Genomic DNA, 13,404 nt, shown 5'->3' on the forward strand with positions numbered 1-13,404 from the left:
TTCTGCGATTATTAGTCCCTAACCTAATAATACACGAACGAGTTGAATGATTGTTTCATTCTCTACTTTGTAATAAATTTCCAATCCTTTTCTTTCACTAGAAACGATTTTAGCGCTTTTTAATTTTGCTAAATGCTGTGAAATTGTAGATTGTGGCATGTTTAAGCCAGTATACATTGTAGAAACGTTGCTTGGACCGCGCTCGATTAATCCTTTTACGATACATAAACGAACAGGATGAGCTAGCACTTTTAATAATTCTGCATTACTTTCATATAGTTCTAATTCTTTTTGAAAGGTTTCTAACATGTTCTTTTCCACCTCCGTGTGAGCTATTATACCATACTATACATACCAAAAATTTAAAGAAAAGAAAATAGTTGTTGCAGAAAAAAAGTCCTAAAGTAAAGAAATTGTAAGAAAAGAGACCCGGATGTAAATAAAATAGGTAAATTAGCATGTTTTTGTAAAATGACATTTTTGGGTGAAAATTTCGATGCGTTTTAAAAATTGAAAGATATAGATATATTTGTAACACAATTTTATCATGATTTTCTTATTCTTTCAAATGAATATACGAAATTTTTAAAATAATATGACAAAGGAATTATAATGATATATATAGAATATAAAACAGGTTAAAAGAAAAGAAGCTGAATGTCATTCGCTTCTTTATGGTGATAATGAAATATTTGATTACGGCTGATAAATCTTAGGATGATCAAGTCATTAGTCATTTATTCTAAAATTCATCTTTTAGCAACGTTAAAAATCTGTAATTCCATATGTTCTCATAAAAATCAATTGTCTCTTTTGCGGACATAAAAGGATTATTCAACGTAGAGGTTGTTTTCTGTCCCATAAAGTTTTCGTATCCTAGTCCGTGGGCAAACTTAATCGTTGCATCCATACAGTACTCTGTTTGGGCGCCACAAAATTCAATGCGATTTACAGATAATTGATCTAAAATTTCTTTTAAGTTTGTTTTATAAAATGAATTTGCATGTGTTTTTCTTACAAAAAAATCTTGTTCTTGAACATCTAGATCGGTATGAATAGCCCAAAGTTCTTTCTCGGGTACTAAATCATCATCACAATGTTGAACAAAAAGGATTGGTTTATTTAATTTTCTATATGAAGAAATTCTTTTATTTACTTTTGTTAGTAAGTTCTGTAAATCAAATAAATGCTCCTCGCTATAACATACGCCATTTTGTAAATCGATAACGATTAAAATATCTGCACAAGTATCCATTATTTTCATCCCTTTTTATTTCTTAATATATCAATTAATCCATTATTTAGAAATAGATGATATACTTTTATTTTTTATGGACTATAAGAAAAGAAGAAATTCAAATGAATATAACTAAACCGCATAAAAAGAAGATATGAAAACCTAATCTCATATCTTCTTTTTCTCTATGCATTTACAGGTTCTTCTACATAAGAAAGGGCATTTTCAAAATCGGATATTAAATCGTTAACATTTTCAAGACCGACTGATAACCGAAGTAATGAATTAGAGATTCCTCTTTTATCACGAGCTTCTTGCGACAGTGCTGCATGTGACATTTTTGCTGGATAAGAAAGAATTGACTCTACAGCTCCTAAACTAACTGCAAAAACAGGTAATTTTACTTTTGATAAAAATTTGCGGAGTGCATCTTCTGACTGCAAAGCAAACGATAAGACCGCTCCAGCTGATGTTGCTTGAGATTGTTGAATATCAAATCCGAGATGAGTTTGTAATCCCGGATAATAGACATTTTTTACTTTAGAGTGCTCTTGTAAATAATGTGCGATTTTATTGGCATTTTTAGCTGAATGTTCGAGGCGTACATGCAATGTTTTTAGACCGCGAAGTACGAGAGAACAATCTTGAGGTCCTAAAATAGCACCGAATGCATTTTGTAAAAATCCAAGCTTTTGAGCGAGTTCTGAATCTTTTACTACTGCTAATCCGGCAGTAACATCACTATGACCAGCAATAAATTTTGTAGCACTATGAAGAACGACATCAGCTCCAAGTTCAAGTGGTTTTTGGAATAGTGGTGTCAAAAATGTATTATCAACAAAAGTAAGAGCGCCAATAGATTTTGCGAGTTTAGAAACCTCGCGAATATCTGTCACTTTTAAAAGTGGGTTAGAAGGTGTTTCTACATAAAAGAGCTTTGTATTTGGTTTAATGTTTTGTTTTATTTCTTCTAAATTGGTCATATCAACAAATGTATGTGAAACACCGTAACGGGAGAGTACCTCAGTTATCACTCGGTAAGTGCCTCCGTACACATCTTCTGAAATGAGTACGTGATCACCTTGTGAAAGAAGGAGGAATGCAGTGGAAATCGCTGCAATGCCTGATGCAAAGGCGAATCCTTTTGTTCCGCCTTCTAATAAAGCAATGATATCTTCAAGAGCTTCACGAGTTGGATTTCCTGACCTGCTATAGTCATATTTTCCGAACGTATCTACATCAAACTGGTGAAAAGTTGATGTGTTATAAATAGGAACGTTCACAGCGCCTGTTTGCGAGTCGTGTTTATATTGGTTGTGTAGTAAGAGTGTATCTATAGAATAGCTCATATTCTTACACCTTCTTTTACGAGTTTAATTGCTTGCTTTAAGTCTTGAATTAAATCGTTACTATTTTCAATGCCAACTGAGAATCGAAGAAGACGATTGCATACGCCGTTTGCTGTTCTAATTTCTTCAGGAATATCAGCATGTGTTTGCGTTGCTGGATAAGTCATTAAACTTTCTACACCACCAAGACTTTCGGCAAATGTAATTAAGGATAAAGATTGTAAGAATGGATTAATCCAAGCTTCATCTTTAAGGCGGAATGAGATCATGCCACCTCTTCCTGGATAAAATACATCTGTCACCCCGTCTTCATCATTTAAATACGCAACAACTGCTTTCGCATTTTCTTCATGTTGCCTCATGCGAAGCGCTAACGTTTTCATACCGCGAATTAATAACCATGAGTCAAATGGGCTTAAAACTGCACCTGATGCATTATGATAATGAGCGATTTCCTCGCAAAGTTCCTTTCCTTTTGCAACGACAAGCCCGCTTAGTACATCGTTATGTCCCCCTAAATATTTCGTTGCGCTATGAAGTACAATGTCAGCACCTTCTGTTAATGGTTGCTGTATATAAGGTGTGTAGAAAGTGTTGTCTACAATAAGAAGTAGTCCGTTCCTTTTCGCTACAGTTGCGACAGCAGCAATATCAGTAACTTGCATTAATGGATTAGTTGGAGTTTCTATGAAAATAGCCTTCGTTTCAGTTGTGATAGCTTGCTCAATTTGTTTAATAGACTGTGTATTTACGTATCTACATCGAACATTCCACTTTTTTTCATGCTCAGAAAATAATCGATACGTTCCCCCGTATAAATCTTCAGATACAATAAGTTCGTCTCCAGAGCGGAATAGAGAAAGGACGAGGAGAACAGCCGCCATCCCTGAACTACAGGCATAACCTTGTTCGCCATATTCTAAGTCTGCAATCGCCTGTTCTAAAAGACCGCGAGTTGGATTGCCAGTTCGTGAATAGTCAAAGCCAGTAGATTTACCAATTCCTTCGTGACGATAAGCGGTTGAGAAATAAACTGGTGGATTAACCGTTCCAGTTGTAGTTTCACTGCGATTTCCGATTTGTGCTAGTTTTGTTTCGATTGTTGACATGTGAAAATTCCTCCTTTTTAAATTGAAACATTAAGTGAATATAAAATAAAAAAAGCCTTCTAAGAAGAAGGCTTTCGGTTTGAATAGAGTCTTCTTCTCATCTGTCAAATCTTTCACAATTTGCTGGAATTAGCACCTTATTAACAAAATGTTAATGGTTGCTGAGGCGTCACAGGGCCAGTCCCTCTACCTCTCTAGATAAGAATGTTCGTATGAAATTTTTATTATGTTTTTAACTTTACAATAAAATATAACTGAATTGCAACTTTATTTTAAATAATTTTTATTTTTCCGCAAGTGTCATTGACTTTTACTTTTGTGCATGCTAAATTTATTAAAAAATTAACAAACATTGTTAAAAGGGGAACGCATTTCCTTTTAGCTACATAAATAAAATAATAAAGACAACTCTTATTGAGAGCGGTGGAGGGAAAGGCCCTGTGAAACCCGGCAACCTTCAAACGAAATGTTTGAAACGGTGCTAATACCTGCAAAACGAATGTTTTGCATAATAAGAGGAGGAACGATTATGTCCCCCTCTTCAAAGTGAAGAGGGGGTTTTTATATTGATAGAAATGAGGGAGATTCGTGAAATTACTAGATTTATTATCAAACGGAATTGTAATAGGTGATGGTGCGGTTGGGACGTTATTGCATTCACATGGTTTGCAAAGTAGCTTTGAAGAATTGAATGTATCTGATCCAGACTTAATTATATCGATTCATAAACAATATGTAGCTGCTGGAGCAGATGTAATTCAAACGAATACGTATGGAGCAAATGAAGCGAAATTACGTATGTATGGTTTAGAAAATCAAGTTATAGAAATTAATAGAGCGGCAGTAAAACTGGCGAAAGCATCTGTGACAGATAAAAATGCAATTTTAGGAACAATTGGTGGTATGAAACATATCGGAGCTGTTACAACGACTGATATGGAAAGAGAGTTTATGTTACTTGAACAGGCAGGGGCTTTACTAGAAGAACAGGTTGATGGATTACTATTAGAAACTTTTTACGATGAATTTGAATTACTTCATGCCGTTAAAGTATTGCGTAAGCAAACGAATATTCCAATTGTTGCGCAATTAGCGTTACATGAAGCAGGTACGACTCAAAATGGAAATGATGTCAATGAAATATTAAAGCAACTTATAGATTACGGTGCAAATGTTGTTGGATTGAATTGTCAACTAGGGCCGCTTCATATGACGGAAGCTTTCAAAATGATATCGATTCCTCAAAATGGCTATTTATCAGCATACCCAAATGCAGGCCTCCCGAATTATGTGGAGGGACGTTACGTATATGAGGGAAGCCCAGCTTATTTTGAAGCGATGACACCGAGATTTATTGAGCAAGGTATTCGGTTATTGGGTGGTTGTTGTGGTACGACTCCAGAACATATTCAAAGTATGAAGCGCGCTGTTGCGAATATTACCCCTGTAATAGAAAAAGACACGATTCAAAGGCCGAAAGTCGTTCATACGCATGAGAAACGTTCGAAGGCTCACGTCACTCTAGCAGAGAAAGCGAAAAAACAAACGACAGTTGTAGTGGAATTAGATCCACCGAAAACGTTAGATACACAGCGTTTTTTTGAAGGAGCAAGAGCGTTAAAAAGAGCGGGAGCAGATGCTATTACTCTAGCAGATAATTCATTAGCATCGCCTCGTGTTTCTAATATGGCGATGGGTGCGTTATTAACGAAGCATGATATCCCAGTATTGACGCATTTAACGTGTAGAGATCATAACGTCATTGGACTACAATCTCATTTGTTAGGTTTATCGGCGTTAGGGATGGAAGAAGTGTTAGCTTTAACTGGTGATCCAGCGCGCGTTGGTGATTTTCCCGGTGCCACTTCTGTATATGATTTATCCTCTATTGAGCTTATTAAAATGATTAAAGAAATGAACGATGGACGTTCAATTTTAGGGAAATCAATTGGACCGGCGACAAGGTTTTCTGTAGGCGGCGCATTTAATCCTCACGTGAGGCACTTAAAAGCAGCGGTTAAGCGAATGGAACGAAAAATAGATGCTGGAGCGGAGTATTTTTTAACTCAGCCAATTTACGATATCAAGTTAATTGAAGAAGTGTATGAAGCGACAAAGCATTTGGAACAACCTATTTTTATTGGAATTATGCCGTTAGTAAGTAAGCGGAATGCAGATTTTCTTCATTTTGAGGTGCCGGGTATTACTCTTCCTGAAGAAATAAGAGAGAGAATGGATGGACATGAAACGAAAGAGGCAGCAATTGAGGAAGGGATCCGCATTTCACAAGAATTGGTCGACGCAGCGATGAAATATTTTAATGGTATTTATCTTATTACACCATTTTTAAAGTATGAAATTACAGAACATCTTGTTAAATATGTAAGAGAAAAGCAAGAAGTGAAAGAAGGTATTAATTGATGAAGTGTATAGAAGAAAAATTAAAAAATAGCATTTTAATATTAGATGGTGCAATGGGGACAATGATTCAGCAAGAGGATTTAACTGCTGAAGATTTCGGAGGAGAAGAGTACGAGGGCTGTAATGAATATTTAGTGGAAACAAGACCAGACGTTATTTTAAAGATTCATAAAGCTTATATTGAAGCTGGAGCGGATATTATTGAAACAAATACATTTGGGGCAACGAATATTGTACTAAGTGATTATGATCTGTCTCATTTAGATGAAGAACTAAATGAAAAGGCAGCACTTTTGGCGAAGCAAGCTGTTAAAGAAAGCGGGAAGGAAGTATATGTTGCGGGAGCGATGGGACCAACAACGAAAGCAATTAGTGTTACAGGTGGTGTGACTTTTGAAGAATTGATTGAGGCTTATACAAGGCAGGCACGAGGATTATTAAAAGGAGCAGTTGATGTATTACTCGTTGAGACGAGTCAAGATATGCGTAACGTGAAAGCAGCTTATATTGGAATTCAAGCCGCTTTTGAAGAACTGAAAAAAACGGTTCCTATTATGATTTCAGGAACGATTGAGCCAATGGGAACGACTCTGGCTGGGCAAACAATTGAAGCTTTTTATTTATCAGTAGAACATATGAAACCATTATCTGTTGGGTTAAACTGTGCGACTGGTCCGGAGTTTATGAGGGACCATATTCGGTCACTATCTGATTTATCGGAGTGTTACATTTCTTGTTATCCAAATGCAGGTCTTCCTGATGAAGATGGACATTACCATGAATCTCCATCTTCTCTTGCTGAAAAGGTGAAGCGATTTGCTGAAGAAGGATGGGTTAATATTATTGGTGGTTGTTGTGGCACGACACCAGAACATATAAAAGCAATGAAATCCGCGCTAGCATCTCTTAGGCCTCGTGACCATCATGAGAGAGAAGGACATGGAATTAGTGGATTAGAAGCACTGCAATATGATGAGTCTATGAGACCGTTATTTGTAGGTGAAAGAACGAATGTTATTGGGTCACGTAAATTTAAACGCTTAGTAGCAGAAGGGAAATTTGAAGAGGCTGCTGAAGTGGCAAGAGCGCAAGTGAAGAAAAATGCTCATATTATTGACATTTGTATGGCAGATCCTGATCGCGATGAAATAGAAGATATGGAAAACTTCTTAGCAGAAGTTACGAAAGTTTTAAAAGTACCGATTATGATTGATTCAACAGATGAAAATGTGATGGAGCGAGCTCTTACTTATATTCAAGGAAAAGCTGTTATTAATTCAATTAATTTAGAAGATGGAGAAGAACGATTTAAAAAAGTGACACCGCTTCTTCAGAAGTATGGTGCCGCTATAGTTGTAGGAACAATTGATGAAGACGGTATGGCGGTTAGTGCGGAACGAAAGATAGAAATTGCGAAAAGAAGCTATGAATTACTTACAAAGAAGTATGGGATACGCCCGTCAGATATTATTTTTGATGCACTTGTGTTTCCAGTAGGGACAGGTGATGAAGAATATATTGGCTCAGCGGCAGCGACTATAGAAGGAATTCGCCTTATTAAAGAAGCGTTACCAGAGTGTTTAACGATTTTAGGTGTAAGTAACATATCATTTGGTTTACCACCGGCTGGACGTGAAGTATTAAATTCAGTTTTTTTATACCATGCTACGAAAGCAGGATTAGATTACGCGATTGTGAATACGGAAAAATTAGAACGCTATGCGTCGATTCCAGAGGAAGAAAAACGCCTTGCAGATGCCTTACTGTTTGAAACGACGAAAGAGACGTTAGAAGAATTTACAAACTTTTACCGAGTTGCTAAAAAGAAAGATGTCGTTGTGCAAGAAACGTTAACGCTTGATGAAAGACTAGCAAATTATATTGTAGAAGGTACGAAACAAGGATTACACGAGGATTTAAGTCTTGCACTTGAAGAAGGAAGAAAACCTCTTGATATTATTAACGGTCCGCTTATGACAGGGATGGACGAGGTAGGACGACTATTTAATAATAATGAACTTATTGTTGCTGAAGTATTGCAAAGTGCCGAAAGTATGAAAGCCGCTGTAAGCTATTTAGAGCCACATATGGAATCTAGTGATAGTGCGAAAAAAGGGAAAGTATTGTTAGCAACTGTAAAAGGTGACGTGCATGATATTGGGAAAAATCTCGTTGAAATTATTTTAGCGAATAACGGATATGAGATTATTAATTTAGGAATTAATGTACGTTCGGATCGAATTGTTCAAGAAGTACAAGAAAAGAAGCCGGACATTATAGGCCTTTCAGGTTTATTAGTAAAATCAGCGCAACAAATGGTAACGACTGCTGAAGATTTAAAAGCGGCAAATATTGATGTGCCCATTGTTGTAGGTGGTGCAGCGTTAACGAGAAAGTTTACAGATAATCGGATTTCACCATCATATAAAGGACTCGTTTGTTATGCGAGTGATGCGATGACGGGGCTCGATATTATTAATAAGCTTCAAAAAGAAGAAGAGCGTGAGAAGATGAAGCAGGATAAAAAAGAACGTCATCTTCATATCGTAAAAAAAGAGGAGAAGAAAGTAGAAATTCCAGCAGTAATTGAGCCATTACCAAAATCAGAGGTTATGGTGCCTGATTCAACAAAACGAATTGTATTACGAGATGTTCCCGCCCTTCATCTCGCACCATTTCTGAATAGACAAATGCTACTTGGGCATCACCTTGGATTAAAAGGAAATGTGAAGAAGCTTTTGAAAGAGGGAGATAAGAGAGCACATGAATTAAATGATTTAATAGATGAATTATTGCAGGAAGGACAATCTTGGTTAAAGCCGAAAGCAGTGTATCAATTTTTCCCAGCGCAAAGCGACGGACAAAACATTGTAATATATGATCCAGAAGATCATACGCGTGTTATAGAGCGTTTCACATTCCCTAGACAAGGAAAGGCTCCCTATCGTACTTTAGGTGATTATTTGCGCCCAATAGGAGATGAGATGGACTATGTTGCTTTCTTATCTGTTACGGTTGGGGAAGGAGTTCGGGATATTGCTGAAGAGTTGAAGGCGAAAGGTGATTACCTACGTAGTCATGCCATTCAATCGTTAGCGCTTGAATTAGCGGAAGGACTTGCTGAAAAAACACATATGCTCATTCGTGACCGCTGGGGCATTCCGGACTCACCTGAACTGACGATGGAAGAACGTTTCCGTACGAAATATAGAGGAATACGAGTGTCATTTGGTTATCCGGCGTGTCCAGAACTTGCAGATCAAGAAAAGCTATTTCGCTTAATTCATCCAGAGGAAATAGGTATTTCATTAACAGAAGGATTCATGATGGAGCCAGAAGCGTCCGTAACGGCTATGGTACTTTCTCACCCTGAGGCAAGATATTTTAGTGTATTATAGTCTAGAAGGGGGAGACGTATGAAGAAAATAGTCTTTACAGGTGGCGGTTCGGCAGGACATGTAACACCTAATTTAGCCATTATCCCATATTTACAGGAAGACAACTGGGATATCTCTTATATTGGTTCTCACCAAGGTATTGAGAAAACGATTATAGAAAAGGAAGGCATTCCCTACTATAGTATTTCGAGTGGAAAGCTACGTCGTTATTTTGATTTAAAAAATATAAAAGATCCTTTTCTTGTAATGAAGGGGGTTATGGATGCGTATGTAAGAATTCGAAAACTAAAACCAGATGTGATTTTTTCAAAAGGCGGTTTCGTATCTGTACCAGTCGTAATTGGCGGATGGCTAAATAGAGTACCAGTTTTATTACATGAATCTGATATGACGCCAGGACTAGCAAACAAAATTGCGCTTCGTTTTGCTTCGAAAATATTTGTTACATTTGAAGAAGCTGCGAAACATTTACCGAAAGAAAAAGTAATTTATACAGGATCTCCTGTACGTGAAGAAGTACTAAAGGGAAATCGTGAAAAAGGTTTAGCATTTTTAGGCTTTTCACGTAAAAAGCCAGTTATTACAATCATGGGAGGAAGTTTGGGCGCAAAAAAAATTAATGAAACGGTTCGATCCGCGTTACCAGAACTTCTGAAAAAATATCAAATTGTTCACCTTTGCGGAAAAGGTAACCTTGATGAAAGTTTACAAAATAAAGAAGGATATAGACAATTTGAATATGTACATGGAGAACTGCCAGATATATTAGCGGTAACAGATTTTGTTATTTCACGCGCGGGCTCCAACGCAATTTTTGAATTTTTAACATTACAAAAGCCGATGGTTTTAATTCCATTATCGAAATTTGCAAGCCGTGGAGATCAAATATTAAATGCAGAGTCCTTTGAAAGACAAGGATATGCTTCCGTATTATATGAAGAAGATGTAAATGTAAAATCTCTTATAAAGTATGTCGAAGAATTAAGTCAAAATAATGAGAAGTATAAAACAGCACTAAAAAAATATAATGGAAAAGAAGCAATTAAAACAATCATTCAAAATATTTCAGAGGCATGATGAAACAATCATGCCTCTTTTAGTAGGGTGAAAGATTCCAAGAATTGATATTTTTATGTTACAATAAAGTGAAACTTTAATCAGTTGGGTGCATCCCACATCTAACTTCTTTACTGTTACTGAATTTTGAGGAGGGAGTCTTACTGCCCTCAAATAGCGGGATAACAAATGGGTTAATAGGGAAATTCCAATTAATGAGGCGTGAAAATACGAATGGATTAGGAGTGACTGTGTTGGAGCTAAGTCTCTATGAAAATACTGCACTTATTATATGCTTTGTGTTGTACGTTGGTAGTGTTATTGTTTATATTTCAAGGAAATTTTCGCAAGAAAGAGAGCTTGAAAAGTCAGAGATAACAGCTGAACTAGAAATGTTAGCTGATGAAAGTTATAAAAAACAAAAAATAAAAGAAGACCATGAAGCATCCCATCATTTAAACGCAAATAAGTTTTAAAGATGGGGATTTTTTTTGAAGTTGTTCTTTATTGTAGCTATAACAAATAACGCTAAAAAGGAGTTTCCCCATACATAATGAAGGAGTGTATATAAATGAATTTTTATATCGCCTCAGGTTTCCAAAATAAACATCTTGTACGTTCCGTAGCAAATGAACTGAAACATGCAGGATGGCACCATACATATGATTGGACCAAAAATGAAAGAGCAGCGAATGAAGAACAATTAAGAGAAATTGGTCAGGCAGAACAAAATGCTGTAAAAGAAGCGGATGTATTTTTACTTATATTAGATGGCGGAAACGGGAGCCATACAGAGTTTGGAATGGCGATTGCACTAGAGAAAACGATATATGTATATCATGCAGGAAACCCGCTCCAAACAACGTTCTATCACTTGCCAGAAATAAATATTTTTGAAGGAGATGTAGCTGAGTTTGCATCTTATGTTATGAATCATGTGAAATAATAGTAACTACCTAAAAGGTTATAAAAGTGATCTTTTGGGTACAGTGATGATAAGAAACGTATATAAAGGAGTACATAATATGAAATTAGAAAATGGATGGGAAACGAGCTTTTTAGAAGTCGTACAAAATAGTGAATTTAAGAAAGAGGCACTTCTTAGTCAATTGCTTTGTCAGGATAGTGAAGAAGTAGAAGAGCTTGTGGATGATTACGGCTACGAAGAACTTGTTGAACGTGAACATGATGATGAGTTAGCTGAAATCTTAGGAGAAGAACTTTTTAGTGAGATGGAACGCCAAGTATTCTTATCTTCAAACCCAGAAGAAAAATTGATTTCATTCGTCAATGGATTAGGTTTTCATGTGTTAGATTGGATCGTTCTTCTTGAAACAGAATTTGGTATTGATAGTGCAAACTTTACATCAGATGCTGTGAAGGTGTTAGAAAAGCGTTTCAGACAGTTTCCATACATAGAGGACAAGACAATTTTTGATATGACATTTGGAGAATCGATGGATGTATTAGAATCTGTTACAGGATTACAACTAAAGGAAAAGATGAACGTATAATGAAAAAAGAACGTGATTGGATCACGTTCTTTTTTTACATAATAATAATTTTATCATCTAGTTTTGTCTGCCCGGTAAGAAGTGCGTTTAAATATTCCACTTTTCTTATACAAGCTTGTATATGTCTTTCAATCTCTTGTAACTCTGCTTGGTGATGCGTTTCAATTGGATGAATTTGTACGTTGAATTTTTCAAATTGACTACTATATGTTATTTCTGCATAGCCGCTCATAATATCGGTTTCGTTATGAAATAAAAATTGCTTCGTTTTGTCACAGAATGATACATCCTGAAAGCCATATACTTTTAATGCTTCAATTACTTTTTTAATCATTTTTGTATTCATTTTTTAACCCTCTTTACGAAGTTCTACTTATATATTATAACATAAAAAATTACATAGAAAGCGCTTCCAAGTGTATTTTATTATAAACTTTACGTTTCAATCACAAAAATGAAACAAAGAAAAAATAATTGTAAAGAAGGAAGGACTCTTTTATTGTTTTGTCATATATATAGAGAAATAGTGCAATGAAAGGAAATTTTCCGAGGTGGAGATCGTATTTCCAATTTGAGCGCAGTAAAAGAGGTGAGAATTTTGAACTTTGATATTGTAGGACAAAAAGCATATATAAAAGATGGACCGCATCGGAACCGAATTGGAATTGTAAAGAAAAACGAGACAAAATTAGCATCGCAGTTTGCTATTGTAATTGGAGAACAAGTCATTGATGTAGAGCTAAAGGATATCGTGTTAGTTGGAGTAGACGTAGGACAATTTCATAAATGGTGCGAACAAAATGGTTATTTGTGAAAAGGACGGGCTGTGAGATAATGAAATATATTTGAGGAAAGAGGATATGTTATTGTATTCTCTTTTTCTATGTTTAAGGAGGCGAAAATGAAATATAAAGAACAGGAGTTTACGTTGGAGTTAAAAGAGAACATTCAATGTATGGAGAAGGAAATAGAGCGAATATCACTTAAACTGCATAAAGAGTATTCACGTTTATACATAGAAAACCACATGGAATTAGATATGGGATTTGCAAGGGAAAAAGAGAATCCCTTTGAGGTGGGTTATTATTCATCAGTTGCTATAGCTATATTAGATGAAGAAAAAGAGATGATTGGATTTCACAATATTCCAATTTGGAAATGTGAAAGAATCTTTTTAGGAATGCCAATTCAATCAAACATTTTGGGGAGTAAGAAAGTAGGGGAACTCGCTGATGAATCTTGTTATGAGATTGAGGAAGAGTTAAAAGAGCAACTAGAAGAATACTTAGAGTGATAATTCTCAAGATAAAATCTATAAAG

General features: G+C 35.9%; 13 protein-coding genes and 2 riboswitches. Of the genes, 8 read left to right on the forward strand and 5 right to left on the reverse strand.

Annotated features, from left to right (window positions below; translation table 11 throughout):
* Window positions 1-18 precede the first annotated feature (18 nt).
* From HMAS_RS03190 to metI, 4 genes are all read right to left on the reverse strand, one after another.
* Entirely contained in the window at window positions 19-309 is a 291-nt protein-coding gene (locus tag HMAS_RS03190) for an ArsR/SmtB family transcription factor (RefSeq protein WP_000894377.1), read from the reverse strand.
* A 433-nt stretch (window positions 310-742) separates the two neighbouring features.
* Window positions 743-1,255, reverse strand: coding sequence for a cysteine hydrolase family protein (locus HMAS_RS03195; protein WP_116344700.1), 513 nt, complete (start codon window positions 1,253-1,255; stop codon window positions 743-745).
* 167 nt (window positions 1,256-1,422) lie between these two features.
* Window positions 1,423-2,586, reverse strand: coding sequence for a cystathionine beta-lyase (gene metC, locus HMAS_RS03200; protein ID WP_044306405.1), 1,164 nt, complete (start codon window positions 2,584-2,586; stop codon window positions 1,423-1,425).
* Window positions 2,583-3,695, reverse strand: a complete 1,113-nt coding sequence (gene metI, locus HMAS_RS03205; RefSeq protein ID WP_000103897.1) for a cystathionine gamma-synthase/O-acetylhomoserine thiolyase — start codon at window positions 3,693-3,695, stop codon at window positions 2,583-2,585. Before metI ends, metC begins: the two co-directional genes overlap by 4 nt.
* Window positions 3,696-3,789: 94 nt before the next feature.
* Window positions 3,790-3,900: riboswitch (SAM riboswitch) on the reverse strand.
* A gap of 203 nt (window positions 3,901-4,103) precedes the next feature.
* Window positions 4,104-4,213: riboswitch (SAM riboswitch) on the forward strand.
* 70 nt (window positions 4,214-4,283) lie between these two features.
* Between metI and HMAS_RS03210 the strand changes: the two genes are divergently transcribed.
* From HMAS_RS03210 to HMAS_RS03235, 6 genes are all read left to right on the forward strand, one after another.
* Entirely contained in the window at window positions 4,284-6,116 is a 1,833-nt protein-coding gene (locus tag HMAS_RS03210) for a bifunctional homocysteine S-methyltransferase/methylenetetrahydrofolate reductase (RefSeq protein WP_044306403.1), read from the forward strand.
* The gene (gene metH, locus HMAS_RS03215; protein ID WP_116344701.1) at window positions 6,116-9,514 is read left to right on the forward strand and encodes a methionine synthase; all 3,399 of its coding nucleotides are present in this window, start codon (window positions 6,116-6,118) and stop codon (window positions 9,512-9,514) included. The genes HMAS_RS03210 and metH overlap by 1 nt, the downstream gene beginning before the upstream one ends.
* An 18-nt stretch (window positions 9,515-9,532) precedes the next feature.
* The gene (murG, locus tag HMAS_RS03220) at window positions 9,533-10,591 is read left to right on the forward strand and encodes an undecaprenyldiphospho-muramoylpentapeptide beta-N-acetylglucosaminyltransferase (protein WP_000724779.1); all 1,059 of its coding nucleotides are present in this window, start codon (window positions 9,533-9,535) and stop codon (window positions 10,589-10,591) included.
* Window positions 10,592-10,785: 194 nt separating this feature from the next.
* Entirely contained in the window at window positions 10,786-11,046 is a 261-nt protein-coding gene (locus HMAS_RS03225; protein WP_001250699.1) for a DUF3966 domain-containing protein, read from the forward strand.
* Between the two features lie 95 nt (window positions 11,047-11,141).
* Window positions 11,142-11,516, forward strand: coding sequence for a nucleoside 2-deoxyribosyltransferase (locus tag HMAS_RS03230; RefSeq protein ID WP_001012345.1), 375 nt, complete (start codon window positions 11,142-11,144; stop codon window positions 11,514-11,516).
* 79 nt (window positions 11,517-11,595) lie between these two features.
* The gene (locus tag HMAS_RS03235; protein WP_000764267.1) at window positions 11,596-12,084 is read left to right on the forward strand and encodes a hypothetical protein; all 489 of its coding nucleotides are present in this window, start codon (window positions 11,596-11,598) and stop codon (window positions 12,082-12,084) included.
* Between the two features lie 34 nt (window positions 12,085-12,118).
* On the opposite strand, the gene HMAS_RS03240 is transcribed toward HMAS_RS03235, so the two are convergent.
* Window positions 12,119-12,430, reverse strand: coding sequence for a hypothetical protein (locus tag HMAS_RS03240; protein WP_001093237.1), 312 nt, complete (start codon window positions 12,428-12,430; stop codon window positions 12,119-12,121).
* A 252-nt stretch (window positions 12,431-12,682) separates the two neighbouring features.
* Between HMAS_RS03240 and HMAS_RS03245 the strand changes: the two genes are divergently transcribed.
* Both HMAS_RS03245 and HMAS_RS03250 read left to right on the forward strand, forming a co-directional pair.
* Window positions 12,683-12,898 (forward strand): DUF3912 family protein, encoded by a 216-nt coding sequence (locus tag HMAS_RS03245; protein ID WP_001008327.1) that lies wholly within the window; start codon window positions 12,683-12,685, stop codon window positions 12,896-12,898.
* Window positions 12,899-12,985: 87 nt separating this feature from the next.
* Entirely contained in the window at window positions 12,986-13,378 is a 393-nt protein-coding gene (locus HMAS_RS03250; protein ID WP_000875399.1) for a hypothetical protein, read from the forward strand.
* Window positions 13,379-13,404 lie beyond the last annotated feature (26 nt).

This window comes from Bacillus sp. HMA207, assembly GCF_003402455.1.
GTDB classification, from domain to species: domain Bacteria; phylum Bacillota; class Bacilli; order Bacillales; family Bacillaceae_G; genus Bacillus_A; species Bacillus_A cereus.